General features: G+C 70.5%; 11 protein-coding genes and 3 pseudogenes. 6 read left to right on the top strand and 8 right to left on the bottom strand.

Features of this window, described 5'->3' with window-relative positions; all coding sequences use genetic code 11:
- Positions 1-30 precede the first annotated feature (30 nt).
- The gene (locus AC068A_RS32860) at positions 31-1,080 is read right to left on the bottom strand and encodes a ParA family protein (RefSeq protein WP_478589925.1); all 1,050 of its coding nucleotides are present in this window, start codon (positions 1,078-1,080) and stop codon (positions 31-33) included.
- 385 nt (positions 1,081-1,465) lie between these two features.
- Between AC068A_RS32860 and AC068A_RS32855 the strand changes: the two genes are divergently transcribed.
- Complete coding sequence (locus AC068A_RS32855) at positions 1,466-2,341, top strand: hypothetical protein (RefSeq protein ID WP_478589924.1); 876 nt, start codon at positions 1,466-1,468, stop codon at positions 2,339-2,341.
- A 154-nt stretch (positions 2,342-2,495) separates the two neighbouring features.
- Here the strand turns inward: AC068A_RS32855 and AC068A_RS32850 are convergent, their stop codons facing one another.
- Positions 2,496-7,070, bottom strand: coding sequence for a cation-translocating P-type ATPase (locus tag AC068A_RS32850; protein ID WP_478589923.1), 4,575 nt, complete (start codon positions 7,068-7,070; stop codon positions 2,496-2,498).
- Between the two features lie 621 nt (positions 7,071-7,691).
- Here AC068A_RS32850 and AC068A_RS32845 point away from each other — a divergent pair.
- Positions 7,692-8,084 carry a CBS domain-containing protein gene (locus AC068A_RS32845; RefSeq protein ID WP_478589942.1) on the top strand — a complete coding sequence of 131 codons (393 nt, stop codon included), beginning with the start codon at positions 7,692-7,694 and terminating at the stop codon, positions 8,082-8,084.
- A gap of 70 nt (positions 8,085-8,154) precedes the next feature.
- Positions 8,155-8,544 carry a hypothetical protein gene (locus AC068A_RS32840; RefSeq protein ID WP_478589922.1) on the top strand — a complete coding sequence of 130 codons (390 nt, stop codon included), beginning with the start codon at positions 8,155-8,157 and terminating at the stop codon, positions 8,542-8,544.
- Positions 8,545-8,685: 141 nt separating this feature from the next.
- On the opposite strand, the gene AC068A_RS32835 is transcribed toward AC068A_RS32840, so the two are convergent.
- The 3 genes and pseudogenes from AC068A_RS32835 to AC068A_RS32825 form a co-directional block, all read right to left on the bottom strand.
- Positions 8,686-9,621, bottom strand: a complete 936-nt coding sequence (locus AC068A_RS32835) for a glycosyltransferase (protein ID WP_478589941.1) — start codon at positions 9,619-9,621, stop codon at positions 8,686-8,688.
- A 105-nt stretch (positions 9,622-9,726) separates the two neighbouring features.
- Positions 9,727-9,939, bottom strand: a pseudogene (locus AC068A_RS32830) (glycosyltransferase); the annotation flags it as partial.
- 442 nt (positions 9,940-10,381) lie between these two features.
- Positions 10,382-10,963 carry an SMI1/KNR4 family protein gene (locus AC068A_RS32825; protein ID WP_478589921.1) on the bottom strand — a complete coding sequence of 194 codons (582 nt, stop codon included), beginning with the start codon at positions 10,961-10,963 and terminating at the stop codon, positions 10,382-10,384.
- A 329-nt stretch (positions 10,964-11,292) separates the two neighbouring features.
- Between AC068A_RS32825 and AC068A_RS32820 the strand changes: the two genes are divergently transcribed.
- Positions 11,293-12,027, top strand: coding sequence for a DUF2785 domain-containing protein (locus AC068A_RS32820; protein ID WP_478589940.1), 735 nt, complete (start codon positions 11,293-11,295; stop codon positions 12,025-12,027).
- Here the strand turns inward: AC068A_RS32820 and AC068A_RS32815 are convergent.
- Positions 11,977-12,391 (bottom strand): annotated as a pseudogene (locus AC068A_RS32815) (transposase family protein); the annotation flags it as partial. The gene AC068A_RS32820 and the pseudogene AC068A_RS32815 overlap by 51 nt on opposite strands.
- A 215-nt stretch (positions 12,392-12,606) precedes the next feature.
- Between AC068A_RS32815 and AC068A_RS32810 the strand changes: the two are divergent.
- Positions 12,607-13,362: a hypothetical protein gene (locus tag AC068A_RS32810; RefSeq protein ID WP_478589920.1), complete on the top strand. Its 756-nt coding sequence runs from the start codon at positions 12,607-12,609 to the stop codon at positions 13,360-13,362.
- A gap of 145 nt (positions 13,363-13,507) precedes the next feature.
- On the opposite strand, the pseudogene AC068A_RS32805 reads toward AC068A_RS32810, so the two are convergent.
- Positions 13,508-13,659: pseudogene (locus AC068A_RS32805) on the bottom strand (helix-turn-helix domain-containing protein); the annotation flags it as partial.
- Positions 13,660-13,854: 195 nt separating this feature from the next.
- Between AC068A_RS32805 and AC068A_RS32800 the strand changes: the two are divergent.
- Positions 13,855-15,153, top strand: a complete 1,299-nt coding sequence (locus AC068A_RS32800; protein WP_478589919.1) for a DUF4241 domain-containing protein — start codon at positions 13,855-13,857, stop codon at positions 15,151-15,153.
- 368 nt (positions 15,154-15,521) lie between these two features.
- On the opposite strand, the gene AC068A_RS32795 is transcribed toward AC068A_RS32800, so the two are convergent.
- Complete coding sequence (locus tag AC068A_RS32795) at positions 15,522-16,331, bottom strand: peptidase (protein WP_478589918.1); 810 nt, start codon at positions 16,329-16,331, stop codon at positions 15,522-15,524.
- Positions 16,332-16,540: the final 209 nt, after the last annotated feature.

Below are 16,540 nucleotides of genomic sequence, written 5' to 3'. Positions count from 1 at the left end.
ACCCTCGGGTGACCCGCCGCGTCGCCGGGGTCATACGGCAAGCTCCTTCGCCAAATCACGCATCACCTGCGCATGCCCACTGTCGGGGGCGTACTCCAGCAGGGGAATCTCACCGTCCGCGGCCTCACGGCCTTCCTTGAGGTCGCCGATGACGGCCAGGACCGCAGGGGAACTGCTTCTCTCCCACTGGTCCTTGTTCTCCTGCACGAGCTTCCCGCGCCGGCTGTCGTACGCGTTGACGATCAGCCCGAGGTAGTCGATCTGGATGCGGCCTTTACGGCACAGGTCTTCCTTCTGCGACTTGAGCAGCCGGAAGGCCCGGTGCGACGCCTTGTTCGCCCAGACAGGTGTGATGACGCCCGACCGGTCCGCCAGTTCCCCATCGCGCCGCCGCACGTAGTACAGCGCGGTATCCATGTTGAGGCCGAGGCTCGGCGGGCCGTCGATGATGATGACGTCGTATTCCGCTTCCAGGGGTTCCAGCGCGCGCTCGAGCGCGGCCTCGGAGAAGCTGACCTTGGAGAGGGCGATGTCGCGGAGGAAGGCGTCGTCCGAGGCGGGGAACAAGTGGAGACGGCCGCCGAACCGCTCGCCGTCGAGAGCCACCAGCAGGTCGTGGATGTCGCCCCTTGCGGTGCCGTCCATGTACATCATCAGGGTCTCGACGTCGTCCTCGTACATGAGGTCTTCGAAGCCCAGTTCAGCCGTCAGGTGACCTTGCGGGTCGTAGTCCACGAGCAGGACTCGGTGGCCGGCCTCCGCAAGAGCCTGCGCGATTCCCGAGGAGATGAAGGTCTTTCCCACGCCGCCCTTCTGGTTGGCCACCATGACCCGGACAACGGGCTGGGCGACCAGCGGAGCGGTGGGGGAGGGGTGGTTGTCGAGCCAGAGGGTGAGCGCCTGAGCCAGTCCCTGAACGTATGTGACGCCCCGCTCGGCGCAGGTTGTCTTGAACTTGTCCGGCTCGCCGAGGGGGAGAAACGTGCCCCATGTCTTGGCGCCATCGGTCTTGACCTCGGCGAGGTCCTTGGCCGAGTACCAGGCGTTGATCGCGTGCTCGGCTGCGTCTTGAATATCCATTCCATGCTCGAAAGCGCGGATTTTGAGATGCCTACGCAGCTGGGGAGTGAGGGCAGTGATTAGCTTCTCTCGCTCCCCTCGGGGGCTTGGGATGCTCATGTGGCCGAAATTACTAGGTCGAGGCTCTACCGGGATGCATCTGCTCCACTTCAACAGCGATGTCATGGTCGCCCTCAGGCCTGCCCCGTGAATGATCTTTGGTGTGCTGGACGGCCTGCTGGTTTCTCCGCCATCCGGCGGGGGTGAGGTTGTGCAGGCGGGGATGCCGCGCATGGCGCCGCACACGAAGAATGAATTGAACGTGTTCAGTCCGGCTGGCAGAATGGATCCATGCCGCCAGCCGGGCGGACGCGTTCATTTCGCCGTGCCACGAGGGGGGTTGGCCGTGCATCAGAAGCGGTCGTACGGCCGGATGCTGCTGGTTTCGGTGCTGGTGGGCTGCCTGGAGGTCGCGCTCGCCGTCGTGGTGGCCCTCCTGTACGTCCGGACGCAGCCGCCGCCGGACACCCCGGTCGACCACACCGCCCTGGTGGCGGGTTTGCTCTCGTTCGGCGTGATCGTCAGCGTGATCGCGTTCCTGCTGTCCCTGGTTTTCGTGCTGCCGGCGGTGGCGCTGGCCGATCTGCTCGGCCGCCGGATCGGCGGCCGCGAGGCGTGGTGGTGGGTGCCGCTGGTGGTGGCGGCCCTGGTGGCACCGCCGATCGTGGCCTTCTCGGCGTACAACCGCGTGGAGGCGCGGCCCATGCTCGTCTTCTGGGCGGTGGCCACGGCCGCGCTCACGGTGGGCGGCCTGGTTGCCCGGCCCCGGCGCCCGGGACTGGTCCGGCAAGTGGCCTTGTGGGGCACGGCGGTGGTGGCGGGAACGGGCCTCTTCGGCGCACTCGGGCTCACCGCCGGCCTGCTGCCCGCTTACGAGCCGCCGGCGATCGGTCCGGCGACCATGGCCGGCACCTGGGCCGACCACACGAGCGGAGTGCTGGTCTTCACCCCGGACGGCCGGGTCACGGCCTCCGGCGTCGGCGAGCACGACCTCGACGACCACCCCAGCGGCCCGTCACGGCGGTGCTCGGGCTCCGGCACCTGGTCGTACGAGCCCGGGCGGGACGTTCGGACCCAGGAAGTCCGCATCCGCGTCCCGGGATGTTCCTGGCCGGCGTGGAGCGTCGGCGGCACCGACCGGAAGCCCTGGATCCACCAGCACGTCGGTCACCCGGATTCCGGCAAGGTGTACAAGCTGCGGAAGGTCGCCGACGGCCCCTGACACCGGAACGCTGCTTCAGCGTCGCCGAGGTGAGGCCGGCCCGGATCCGGCGCTGGAGGAACGGTCCGCCTCGCGCAGGCCCAACTCCAGCGGGCGCAGCGCCTCCCACACGGCCTTGACCGCTGTCGGAACTCGGGAACATTGCGCCCCGCTCTCAGGTGGGTCCTGCCTCCCGGATCGGCGTCGAAGTGCTGTTGCTGTTCATTCTCATGGACGAAGCCGGCCGGGCGTGCTCCTCCTGCGGGGCTGGTGACGGTTCTGCCTGGGCGTCTGCCGGCGGCGCGTCTGCCGGCGGCGCGTCTTCCGTGGTGTGCGGGATGAGGCGTGCGGTGAGGTGGGGTCCGAGGAAGTGGCCGAGGAGGGTGGCGGTGGTGATCGAGGCGAGTGTGATGGCCCACGCGGCGGGGCCGAGGGGTGTGCAGCCGAAGAACTGGCTGGGTCCGGGGGTCTGGATGATGGCGAGGAGGACGGTTGCGGAGCCGAGTCCGGCGATGAGGACGTTGCGGTCCGTGCCGCCGGTGGTCAGGGTCTGAGCGAGCTGGGTGCCGACGACGGCAGCCAGGGAGATGGTGGAGGCGCGGCGGCCTCGTCCTGTGAGGCGGGCCGCCGTCCAGGCCAGGCCGGCGCCGAGGGCGGTGATGACACCGCGCAGCAGCATTTCCCGGGTGAGTGAGGTGCCCAGGGAGCGGTGGGGGCCCTCGGCGAGGAGGCGCTCGCCGGTTTGTTCCGAGGGTTCGCGTACGGCGATGGCCAGGGAGGGGGCGAGGTCGGTGAGGAGGTTGACGAGCATGATCTGGCGTGCGTTGAGGGGGGTCCCGCCGGTGATCGCGGAGATGATGACGCTGAAGGCGACTTCGCCGAGGTTGCCTCCGATGAGGATGGCGAGGGCTGCGCGGACGGACGTCCACATGGCCCGGCCTTCCATGAGGGCTGCGACGATCGTTTCGAGTCTGTCGTCGGTGACGACGAGGTCCGCGGCGGCGGTCGCGGCTGGTGTGCCGCGGCGGCCGAGGGCGATTCCGACATCGGCGAGTCTGATGGCGGGGGCATCGTTGGCGCCGTCGCCGGTCATCGCGACGACGCGGCCGATGCGCTGGTAGGCGTGGACGATTCTGACCTTGTGGCTGGGGCTGCAGCGGGCGATGACGTCGATGGTGGGTAGCAGTTCGTCCAGGGCGGCGTCGTCGAGTTCGTCGATTTCCGGGCCGGTGCACACTTTCGGCTCGGTGACGTCGCTGATCGTGGAGGCGATGGCGTCGGCGGTGGCGGGGTGGTCGCCGGTGAGCATGACGGTGTGCACTCCGGCCTGGCGCAGGCGGGCGGTCGCGGGCGCGGCGCTGTCGCGGACGGGGTCGGCGAGCGTGAGGAAGCCGAGGAAGACCAGGTCTCGCACCGTGTCGTCGCTGAGGTGCTCACCGGCTTCCATGCGGCGTTCGGCCACGGCCAGGACCCTTCGCCCTGCTGCTGCGAGTTCCTCGGCCGCCCGGGCGAGTGCGCTCCTGGCCGCGTCGTCGAGTGCCTCTGTGCCGTGCGGCCGGCGCCGGCGGGCGCAGCGGTCGATGACGTTCTCCGGTGCCCCCTTCACGCTGAGCAGGATGCGGCCGCCGGTGTGGCCGGAGGTGGCGTGGTAGGCCCGGGCCGCCTCGAAGGGGAGAGCGTCCGTTCGGCGCCACCGCGCAGCCCCTTGGCGCGTGCTGACGTTCGCGCGGCGGGCACCGTCGACGATCGCCCGGTCGGTCTGGTGCGCCATCGGTTCGGCCTGCCGGGCGGGCGGGGTGGCGCGCAGGGCAGCGGCGAGGATCTCCTTGCGGGAGTTGTCGAGCCGGGCGAGGGCGGCCGGGCTGTCCCCGTCGCTGACACCGGTGAGCGTGAGGGTGCCTTCGGTGAGGGTGCCGGTCTTGTCGAAGCAGAGGATGTCGGCGCGGCCGAGCGCCTCGATGGTGCGGGGGTTGCGGACGAGGGCGCCCAGATCGGCCAGGCGGCGTGCGGCGGCCAGCTGGGCGGCGTTGACCAGGAAGGGCAGCCCCTCGGGCACGGAGGCCACGGCCAGGTTGACGGCGGAGGACAGGTTTTCGGTCAGGGGGCGTCCGTGGAGGAGCCCCGAGACGGTGACGGCGACGGCGGATCCCAGGGCGATGGGCATACTGGCGCGGGTCAGCGACGAGAGGCGGGTCTCCACGCCGGTCTTGGGCGCGGCTTGGCGGGCGGTGGCCAGACTGCGTCCGGCTTCCGTGGCCGATCCGGTCGCCACGACGACGGCGGTGGCGTGTCCGGCGGAGACGGTGGTTCCCTCGTACAGCATCGAGCGGCGTTCGGTGAGGTGCGAGGCGACCACGGGGGCCGGGTCCTTGCCGACGGCGAGGGACTCGCCGGTGAGGGAGGATTCGTCGACCTCGAGGCCCTCGGCTTCCAGGAGACGGCAGTCGGCGGGCACCACGTCCTCGGGCCGCAGAGAGATGACGTCGCCGGGCACCAGATCGCCGGAGGTGACCAGACGCTCTCGCCCCTCGCGGCGCACCCGGGCACCGATGGCCGACTGGGCGAAGAGCTGGGCCAGGGCCCGGTCGGTGCGGACGCGCTGGAAGCCGCCGACCGCGGCGGAGACGGCGGTGATGGCCGCGACCAGCAGGGCGTCGGTCCGCGATCCCACGGCAGCGGACAGCGCGGCGCCGGCGGCAAGGATCGGTGTGAGGGGATTCGACAGCTCTTCGACGAAGGCGTAGGGCAGGGTCAGCTTCGCCGGCTCACCGGCGTGCGCGCCGGTGCTGCGGGCGGTCGCCTCTCGTGAGGTGAGGCCCTCCGGGCGGGTGCGCAGCCGTTCCAGCACGCGGTCGGCCGGCATGAGGTGCCAGGGAACGCTGGTCACCGGCGGGGTGAGCGGACGGCTCAGCAGCTGCCGGGCACGCCAGGCGCCCAGGCAGAAGGCCACCGCACCGGCGGTGTTGCTCACCGCCAGCACCCGCGCGGTCGCCCGCCAGGCCGGACCCTGCAAGGCGGCGACCGACCCGATCCCGCTGCCGCCGGCGGCCAGGTGGTGACTGTCGCGGTCCACCACCGCGGCCACCCCCGCCGCGTCCACGATCACACCGGCTGCCTCGAGATCCGCCCCGACCAGAACATGAGCCCCCCACGGCGTGTACTCGTCCTCCCGATGCACGCCGACCGCGCAGTCGGCCGCGCCCAGCGCCGCACGGTTCCCCGAGATCAGGAGAACGACCGCGCCGTCTGCCTGAAGGTTCCGGACGGAGGCGGCGAGCTGGTCTCCTGCCGGAACCACGGCGTCGGCGAACGCGAGTCCGGGGTCTTCCCGGTCGGATGCCACCACGACCCGTGCCCCGGCCCGCCGTGCTGCCGCAGCCACGGCCTCCGCTCCGGGAGCCGACGGGGTGCCCAGCCCCGCCACCGCCACCAGGCGTCGGCCCTGGGCCAGCCCGAGGATCTTCTCGCTGCCTCGCTGCCGTAGGCGCTTCGCGGCCTTGCGGCCGGTCCGGCCTTCCAGGTCCAGCTCGTCCAGCGGCCCCAGGACCCAGTCGGCCTTGCGGCTGACGGCCAGCGGCGTATCGGGGTCGAAGAGGGCGAACAGCTGCTGCGAGGCCTGCTCGGGATCGGCATCCCCGCGGAGCTCCAGGTCCACCAGCTCGAACCGGTTGCTCCGCAGGGCTTCCTCCTCGAGGAGGATGGTGTCGACCTGGCCCAGGCGCCGCAGGGCGGTCCGGTCCATCGTCACCACCCCGCGCAGCGCCAGATGCCGGCCCAAGGTGGTGGCGAAGCCCTCTCTTCCCGCGCCGGGGGCCTTGGGTACCGAAGCCACGGCCACGGCGATCGCCTTGCGTACGCCGGCGAACGGCAGCGCGGCGATACCGGCGGCGATACCCGCGGCCATGGACCGCTCCGCGTACCGGTCCGCGGTGTCCTGCGGAGGCGGACCGGACCGGCCTACCGTGACGGCGTCGGCCGCGGCCTCTTCCGGGCCGCGCACCAGCCTGGCTTCGCCCTCACGCCACGCCGAACCTTCCGCATTCGCTTCCCGCCACACTGCCAGGCGCTGCAGCACGTCAAGGGTGAGCCCTCCGCCGCCCGTCGCCACGCCCTGCACCAAGGCGCTGATCACAGGCAGCAGAGAGTCGGTGTGGTCACCGTTACCGACGTCTTCGACCAGATGCCGAAGCCGCGGGTGGTAGCGCACGGCTTCGATGCCGCCGGCGATCTCCGGCGGCAGTCCGAACCACGGAGCGAGCCTGCGCAGCGTCACCAGAACCAGGCCCAGGGTGTCCGCCACCAGCGCGGGCACCGCCGGGTACGGCGGACCTTCCGCGGGGTGATGGGGCTCGGGCTGCCAGGCATCGAACGCCTGCACATCGGCGGCGTGGTCGCCCTCGGCCCCTTCGACCAGCGCGACCAGCTCGCTCTCCGGCGGAGCCGGCGAGGCGACCGCGACGATCACCCGTTCCATGGGCGCGTTCACCCGCGCCCACAACACTCCCGGACGCTCCTCCAAGGCCCGCTGCACCCGATCGGAGACGGCTTTACCGCCGGCGCCGTGCACCCCGGAGACCGCGATGTAGCACCGCTGCGACGTCCACGACACGTCACGGCCAGGCCCCTCACGCAGGCTCTGTGCCGCTCCCCAGGCAGCTCGGGCGCCTGTGGCCAGCTGCGAGACGGCCCCTGTGACGATCGAGCGCAGGAAGGACGGCGTCCAAGCCGGCGAGGCAGGCTCCAGCGGCATGGCGCGTTTCTCCTCGCATCAGAGCGGTGTACGCATCAGCCTTCACAGGCAGTCTGATCGAAGTGTGAACAAGGAGCTACACACGGTAGCCCCATCGGGAGGGGGTACCACCGAGGCAGCCATAAAGTCGCTCAAAACGGACAGATGGGGAGGAGGAGCTTCTGATGGAAAGCAAGCGAGGTGATTTTCGTGTCCTCTCCGTCCCCCACGCACCACCCGACCGTAGTCGGCGAGCCAGGCGGGCAGCCGGTGAAAGCCCCACCCGAGCCCGGCCCGGGCTCATCCGAGCCCCAGCAGCACACGGTCACCTTCACCGTGCCCTCGCTCGGCAAGGTGGGGAGCGAGGCGATGAACGCCGCCATGCTGCCCGTCGCCGTCGCCCGGCAGGTGCTCCCCGCGAAGAAGGGCCTCCCGCTCTACCTGGGGTTGGGAGTCCTCGCCGCTGCGGACGTGCTGGCCTGGCCGGTCGCGGCCGGCATCGGTCTTGGCTACGCCGTCCTGCGTCACGACGGCGGCGTCCTCGCAGAGCCATCGAGCACCGCCCCGGGCACGCAGGCCACGTCTCAGCCGGCTGGAGACACCGAGAAGGAGAAGCCCAGCACGATCACCGCACGGATGATCATGACCCCGGACGTCACCTGCATAGGCGCCAATGAATCCGTCTTGGACGCGGCGAAGAAGATGACGGAACTCGGCGTCGGAGCCCTGCCCATCTGCGGCACCGACGAAAAGCTCAAGGGAATGCTCACTGACCGCGACATCGTCGTGAAGGTCCTCGGCACCGGCAAGGACCCCGCCCAGGTCAAGGCCAGGGAACTCGCCCAGGGCAAAGTCGTGACCGTCGGCGCCGATGACACGGCCGAAGAGATTCTGCGCACCATGAGTCGGCACAAGGTCCGCCGCCTTCCCGTCATCGACGGCCACGTGCTGGTCGGCATCGTCGCCCAGGCGGACGTCGCCCGCGCACTGCCCGATCGCGAGGTCGGCGATCTGGTTGAAGACATCTCCACCTGACGGCGCGTAGACGTCGGCACGCCGATCGATCGACGTCACTCACTCTGCGGAGCGGCCGTACGCTGGAGGCATGGCTGATCGCAGCCGCTTCCACCTGGACCAGGACGGCCACTCCGTCACCGTCCAGCTGGCAGGCGCCTCCCGCCCGGTCGAGGTCCTCGTCGACGGGAAGGTCGTCGCCAAGGGACGCGCGCCCTGGAAAGGCACCACCGTCCTGCGCGCCGAAGTCCCGGGAGACCCGCCGCGGCCGCTGAGCATCACGCTTGAGGAGGCGGGTGGCGCGTTCCGGTGCGAGATGGAGGCCGGCGGGGCCCGCTACCCCATGCCGCGCGTACCGCTGCTCCCCGAGCGGCCGCCGACCTGGCGGACTCCCTCGCCGCACCCCCTCCGACGCCTGCGCCGCCGGCTGCGCAGGATGGCACGCCACGCCGTGGGCGAGCACACCCGCCACAGGATTTGACCAGCGACACCCGGCCGCACGAGCCCAGGCCGTGCGTCCCGACTTGGCCCGCTTCCACGCTGGAGCACCACAGGACGGACCACCGCTCACTCACGCCCTGCGGGGCGGCACGGACGGCGGGCCCCGCTCAGACGGCAGCTCTCACCTGGGAGCCGCGTCGAGACGGGCCAGTTCCTCGATCACCGGGGCAGGGCCGTCCTCCGTGGCGAGGCGGTCGGCGATGCGGCGCGAGCGGTGGGCGAACGCGGGGTCGCCGACCGCCTGCCGCAGGGCGTCGGCCAGGCGCTGCTCGGTCAGCCGCCGGTAGGGAACGGGCGGTGGAGCGACGCCCAGGGCGGTGAGCCGGGCCGCCCAGAAGTGCTGGTCGAGGTAGACCGGTACCGACACCGCCGGAACTCCCGCCTGCAGGCCGACGGAGGACGTACCCGGCGTGGCGCGATGGACCACGGCGGCCATGTGGGGGAACAACCAGTCGTGCGGGGTCTCGCCGATGGTGATGATCTCATCACCCTCACCTTGCAGGCCCGCCCAACCGGACTGCACGACGGCCCGCAGCCCCGCTGCCCGCACCGCCTTCGTGATCAGCACCCCCAGCCGCGGGGTGTCGGGGGTGACGAAGCTCCCGAAGCCGACGAACACCGGGGCAGGACCGGAGGCGAGGAAGTCGATCAGCCGCTCGTCCGGACACCAGCCGGCGGGCCGTGGCGGCCACCAGTAGCCGGACACCCGCAAGTGGGCCGGCCAGTCCGCAGGCGGAGGTACCACCGCCGGGCTGTAGCCGTGGTACACCGTCTGTCCCTCCACAGCCGCGCGTACGGCACCGAAGGAGCGCCGGGGCAGCCCCAGTCGTCGGCGCAGGTCGGCGACGGCCGGGGGGTAGAGGAAGCGGACGGCCGAGCCGGCCAGCCGTCCGGCAAGCCGGTTGCCCCACGGTCCGAGCGACCGGCAGCCCGCCACGAGCGGCGGGAACTCCGCTGTCGGTTCGTACGGTTGCGTGTACACGCCGATGCAGGGCACATCGAGCCCCTCCGCGACAGCGCCGCACAGCGGATGAGTGCCCGCGGAAGCCAGCAGCACGTCCGTACCCTCCCGTGCCGCCGCCAAAATCTCGGCCGCGAGAACGAGCAGAGGAGCGCGCCCGACCCGCATGGCCTGAGCCACCACCTCCGAAGTGGATTCGGCCGGCGCCAGCTTCTGCCCGGAGGCCGACACCAACTGCTCCCGGGGATCCAGCGGCAGTGGCCGGAAGGCCAGTCCCTGCCCGGTCGCCAGAGGGCCATAGCGGGCATGGGTCGCCAAAACCACCTCATGCCCAGCGGCGCGGATCCGCATGGCCAAACCAAGGTAGGGGGCCACATCCCCCCAGGTGCCGACTGTAGTGATCAATACGCGCACGGCAATGAGCCTTCCCCCTTCGCGGCACCCGTACGCCGTTGGCGCCCCAGTAGGCCACGGCTCTCAGCCTGGGCCGGTGTGGGCGACTGTCGACCGCCCGGGGCTCGGTTCCTCGACATCCGCACCCGGTCGGACCTCCGCCAACTCCGCCGCTGACGTCCGTCAACTCGCCCTGCTCCAAGGGCTGTCGCCCCTGCGTGACCTACTTGCCAGAAGCAGGATGGGCATGCTGACCTGCGGATCAGCTTGACAACCCTAGGTGTTCTGTCCCGGGAGGTTGTGTCGGCGTGCCAAACCAGCCGGACTTCCAGGACCCCGCGAAGCAGGCTGTCCGGAGCGAGCGGAGGATCAGGCCTGAAGGGCCGGCACTGCCAGCCCGGCGAAGCCGGACCCCGCTGAGCGCAGCGTTTGTGATGTGCAGGGCTGTCGGTGGTTGGCTCGTTCAAAGAGTCCACGGAAGACCTGTGGAGGGGTTCAGGCCTTGATCCATGAGGCGGTCGTATTCGCGCCAGTGGATGAATTGCACTGGTTCCCCGGCGGGGCCGGAGGACGGGGTGCACCAGCGTCGCACGTAGGCGGCGAACCCGCCTTCATGCACGGTGAAGGGGCCGCCGTCTTCGTAGAGGTCAGCGATGGGCCAGGCGTCACTGTCATCGCCGGTCATCAGCCAGAACAGGTGCGTGCCGTCCTCTATGAAACCCCACCGGACCAGCATGTCGGCGCTTACCTCGGAGGGCAGCCAGCGGGAGTAGGACTCGGAGGCCTGTTCCCAGAAGAGCTCGGCCATGTCGACCACGCTGTCGCCTCCGGACGCCCTGTACGGCGGGGATATCCACAGTGAGTCTCCGCCGATCCCGCCGGCTCCGTAGGCCTCGAGGAAGGCGATGTAGTCCGAGGGCAGCCGTATGCCGAGTCGCCGTTCAGCTTCCGCTACTCCGGCCAGATCAAGAGGGGCTCCTTCGCTGCTTTGTCTGCATGGCGCGAGCACGCGTGACAATGCGCGTATGTCGGGATGACTGGACATGGAACCTCCGGTCGTTGGTGTGCTGAGCAGCGTACGAGCCCCCTCCGACAGTGGAGCTCCACAACGCTTTGCCCCACTTCGAGCTACCGTTACTGCTTCAGCGGGACCCCGAGCGGCCTCCGCTGCCGGACGCCCGCGAAGCGGGCTTCAGATCCTGGAGGCGAAGCCGAAAGGACCAGGGTGGGGGAGCGAAGCGGACCCACCCAACAGGCCAAAGACCTGGACGGTCTATTGGCAATGCGGCAGGGTGGTGGGGGGTTATCCTGCGCGCCGTGATCAACTGGAACCAGATCGAAGCCGCTGACTGCGCCGTGCCAGCCGACCGTCCTATGGAAGGTATGGTGCGCATGCTCTCCGATGCCCTTGCGGATCCCGATCCGCAGATCCGGGACGGAGCGCCTCACTCCGTCCTCTCGGCCTGGATAGAACGCGGGGTGATCGACGAGCCCCGGCGGCTGGCGCTTGGGGACGAGATGGCCGCCCGCTTCGCCGCCCCGGAGATCCAGGCCCGCACGTTCGCCCCTCTGGTGCTCGACATGCTCGTGACCAAAGGAGACTTCAAGGCCGACTGGGTAGACGCTTTCGAGCGGTGGTACCCGAGCGAGACGGACCTGCGCGGCTACGACGAGGAGCTTGGCTGGCTCCACGCGGTCGCGCACGGCGCGGACCTGCTGAACCGGTTCGGCTGCCATCCCGAGGTGGATCCGGTGCGGATGCTGGACCTCGCCACCGCGCGGCTGACAGCGCCCACCAGCCACGTATGGGACCAACTGGAAGACGACCGGCTGGCCAGGGCACTCGCCCGGGTGCTCACCCGGTCCGACATGAGCGAGTACGACGCGACCGCATGGCTGGAGCCGATCGCCGCCGTCTTCGGCTCCGCCCACATCCCGACCCCGGTCCCCGCGCACCTCACCAACTGCCTGCGCACGCTGCGCATGCTCCACCTCTTCGCGGACCGGGGCGTGCGGCCGAACCCCGAGTCGGAACCGGTGGCCCTTCACCACCGGGAGGCGGTCAAGGCCGCGCTGGCCGAGACCCTCGACCGGATCATCAAGCGCTGAGCACACGGCGTTCAGCAGGGACTCGCCGTTGCGGCGTTTCTCCCGCTTGAACGACGGCCGCAGCAGTTCTGCCCCTCGCGAGGCCAGATCGGCCTCGAACTCCTTGGAGGCGAAGCCCTTGTCCGCGATCACCAGCAGGCCGGACCGGTCGGTGACCGCGTCCGGCTCACGGTCCAGCATTGCCGTCAGCACCTCGCGCTCGTCCAGCCTCGGGTTCGCCAGGCCCCCACAGGATCGGCATCCCGGTCGGGGTACACGGCACTGGGGTGGAGTCGATGATCCAGTGATGGTCGAACCAGAAGTCGGTGTCCGCCGCGAGGAGACGCATCGCCCGCTTGACCAGCGGCAGCGCGGCCCGCAGCCGTGCAGCTCATCCGTGCCCAGCTCGTCAAGGGCTGGTACCGCGATCACGTCTTTCCTCCTGGGTGTTGGGTGTCTGTTGGATCGAGTGGCGGTGATTACTGACATTCCTCGAGGTCACCGCCACGCAGCTCGCCGCTCCCCTGACCGTCGACCTCACCAGATACCAGTAGCATGCATCCCACGATTTGAACGCGCTCAACTCGGGGGGGGGGGCTCGTGGAGGATGCACCTGCCGACCGGCTTGGCATCGTGCTGCCGTTCGCGCTCGTGGTGGAAGTTGCGGGAGCGGCGGGGGTGTTTGCCCTGGCCGACCCGGCCCTGATGAAACCGGAGTACGAAGGGTTCTTCATCTACGCGGCGGTCGCGCTGCTCGGTACGGCCCTGGCGGTTCCGGCGTTCGCGTTCGCGCTGGCTCGCGGCAACGGCGCGGCCGCCACGTGGGCCGCGGCTTCGGGAATGCTTGCCGTGGCGTTCGTGACGGCGATGCCGGCGGCGGGGACGGGTCCCTGGATCGTCTGCGGCGCCGTCACGCTGCTCGCGTCCTACGCGGCCACCCTGGTCTCCCTGTTCGGCACGCGAAGGCCTCCGCTCTTTCCCTCCAACGCCGGGGTCACCGCGGCCGTCGTCGTGCTGGTGTGGGCGGTGTGGTCGGCGGTCTCCGTGACGGACGTGGACTACACGGGAACATGGACCGCCCGGCAGGACGCCGCCTCCCTGACGATGACCGACCCGACCGGCTCCGGCGGCGGGCAGTACATCCTGCGGGTCGGGACGTGCACGGAGAAGGGGGAATGGAACCTGGACTACCCGCAGATGACGACCTCGGTCCAGGTCTGGCTTCGACGTGAGGGAACCAGGTGCCTCGGAGGCCCGCCGCAGGTGCAGCTCCCCGTCGTCGGCGGCACGGCGGCCGCACCGGTCGTCGGGATTCCGGGTCCGGACGGCACCGAGCTGTTCCTCACCAAGCGGTGACGGCAGCAGGGCGCAGCCCAGATCCGGGCCCGGCTGCTCGGAGGCCGGAGCACGGCGGGTGCCATGCCGGCAGTGATCCGGTGGGTGCCGGTCGGGGCAATCGCAGTTGCCGTCCGGGAACCGTCTGGCGGTGCCGGCCCGGGCTCCACCGGTAGGCCGACTTCCGGCTCACCCGAAGCCGCCGCGCAACCTCCATCGGCTTGATCTTCTGCTGGAACAGCTCAGCCGCCTGCATCCGCACCGTCTCCCGGCGCCGACGTCCCGCAGGGTCAGCCCGCCCCCATCCGCATACCTCACCCACCAAGGGATACAGCCACCACCCCCAGCTCATCAGGGACTTCACGGAAGTTCACCTTGACGAGCCGAAGTCAGTAATCACCGCCCACCTTGTTGCCCGCGGCGTCGTACACGTCGTGGGGCCGTTGTCACAGCTGGCGGCTACCTTGCAGCTCAGCACACGGTCAAGGCGGGGCGCAGGAGCAGGGAGCGGCAATGGTGGTCGAGGTGGGGTACGCGCAGGCGTGGGATCTGGAGGCCCGTGCGCCTTGGCAGCCGATATCCGCTGGGGAGGCCCGGGAGCGGGATGCCACCGGGCTTCCGTACGTGGTGGTGTACCGGGAGCCGGGCCGGGAGGCTCCGCTGGAGGTCCGGCTCGTCTCCTGGCGGGACCACTACGTCGGGTTGTGGGTCTACGACGCCCAGGGCCGCCGCACTTACGACCTGGACATGCGGCTGCTGGACGAACCGTCGCGGCTGCTGCGCCGGTACACCGTCGGCTGGCATTACACCGGCCCGGAGATGCCGGAGTTCGACGAGGGGTGCCCGCGCATCACCGTGGACCTCTTCCCGGACGGGAGGGGCCGACGGACGGAGGAGCCCCAGGGGAAGGGCGGGGCTACATACGTCACTTTCCCCACCCTCCGCGACGACGAGCGCTGGATGGACCGCCCGCCCTTCGGCCAGTGGCCGCTGCTCTCGGCCGAGGTGCACCCGCTCGTGGAGCCGCCGACCTTCGAGGCGGCCGAGTGGGGCGAGGCAGACGAGCCCGGTGACGCAGATGCCCCCGCCACCTGCTGGCGTCCGCCGCGCCCCGCACAGCCCGGGCCGATCAACGAGCTGTTCCGGCCCGGGGCGCGCGTGACCGACGGGTACCACCCCGAGATGACCGTCGTGGAGCCGCTCCGGGTCGGCACCCTGCGCGTGCCCAGCGGGCTGCTGGCCGTCTCCGGCCCGGACGCCGACGAAGGCGACGGGCCGCGCATCACGGTCCCCGTCCCGCCCGGAGAGTACGTACTTGACGAGGCGCGGGTCCGCCACAGCTACCACTGCGAGTGGCGGGACACCGAGGTCACGACCACGGCCCCCACGGCCGTCCGCCTCCTCGTCAGCGAGACCCCCGCCGTGACCTGGGAGATGGCCCTGGGGCCGGACGACGATCCCCGGCTGTTCATCGAGCAGCAGATAGCCGGCTTCGACACCGACGGCGCCACCGGCTGCTTCGCCGACGCCGGGGCCTGGGAGCCGCTCGTCGCGCTCTTCGAGCGGGGGCTGATCCAGGGAGAGCCGGACCTGGACGGGTACGAGGACATCGACGACGGTTCCATGTTCATGCAGCGCACCTGGGACGAGGCTTCCGGCGGCGAACTCATGGCCTTCGCCACGACCGGGGACGGCACCTACCCCGTGTGGGTCGGCCGTTCCGACCCTGGTGAGGTGGTCGCTGTCGTGGTGCTGGTGGAGGGGATGCCCGAACTGCTCCCGGAGCGGGACGGAACCACCGCCGATGTCTGAGACGACGTACGTGACGTTTGAGGGTCCTGGGACGCGGCGTCCCGTACCGGTGGTCGCGTGCTGTCCCGCGAGGACGCGCGCGTCCGGGATGCCGCCGGCCTTCCGTACGCGGTGATCTACCGCGTGCCGGGTCTCGAAGCGGTGGCCGAGGAGCGCCTCTGGGCGGCCCGCCCCCGCTTCGACGACTGGTCGGCGCTCCCGGTCGCGGACACGCTCCCGGACCGGGTCGCCGCAAAGCTGGTCCCCGCGGCGTCCGGCTGGCGCCGGGAGCCCTCCCGGCTGCTGCCCCTTGCGCCGCGTGCGGCGGCCTGTTCCGAGCTTGACTGCCGCCTCCTGACCGGCCGTCGTCTCCGGTCGCGGTGGGCGGCCTACCGGTTGTTTCGCCGATGGCGCCGGATGGCAACCAGGGCGAGTGCTGCAGTGGCCAGGGCAGCGGCTCCGGCTCCGGCGTAGAGGGGTGTGTGAGATGCGGTCTTCTCTCCGGCGAGCGTCACGGTTGCTGTGCTCGTCCGTTCCACTGTCCCGCTCCGTAGTTTCAATGTGGCTTTCCAAGGGCCGTCGGGCAGTCCTCGATCAAGAGGGACAGTGACCGTGCCCATTCCGTCTGGGGCGAGTGTGACGCCGGAGGACACTGGGAAGGGGCCTGCGCTGATGCCGCCGGGGCCGTGGTGAAGGTCGAGTGACCCGTGCAGGTCCACTGCGCGCCTGCCGAGGTTGCGGACAGCGGCCGTGGCGCTGGGACGGCCCTGTTTGTCGCGTGTGCCGTTGATCTTCACGATCTGGAAATCGGAGACGGGCTCTCCACCGGCCCCGATGTCCAGGTAGATCCGTACCCCGACGCGGCTGATGCTGCCGATGTTGTGAGTGGCGTCCCCTGCCGCGGCGCTTTCGGCCCATACGACGGCATAGCGCTCTCCGGCCTGGGCGGTCCGTGGCACATTGATCGTGATCTCGCCTTCGGCCCTTGAGTGCGGCTCCAGGTTCGCTGTAGCGGGTTCGACCCGGGTCCACCGGGTCAGTTCGTTGGCTGTGCGGGTCGGGGCGAAGGTGAACCCGTTGTCCTCGATGGAGGCGGCGGCCGCATACAGGTCCATGCGGCGCGGAGCGGATGACTTGTTGGAAATCTCGATCTTGCGCTTGATCGTCGTGCCCGGCTTCAGGTGGTCGACGATGTACATCCCCGCCCGTGGGTCGTTCCGCAGTGCTACCGGGGCTTCAAGGAGCCGGATGCCGATGGATCCCGGCTCCCTGTCTGCTGCTGCCGCCGAGGTGACGCCGGCTGAAGGGGGGCTGCCCAGGGCGATCGGGGGGGGGGGGGGGGGGGGGGGGGGGGGGGGGGGGGGGAAAAGGGGGGGGGGGGGGGGGGGGCGTCGAAAAAGGGGGGACC

The sequence above is a fragment of the Streptomyces sp. NPDC043854 genome, from assembly GCF_056436005.1.
The sequence above is the reverse complement of the archived record's forward strand: the minus strand, read 5'-3'. Positions and strand labels throughout refer to the sequence as shown.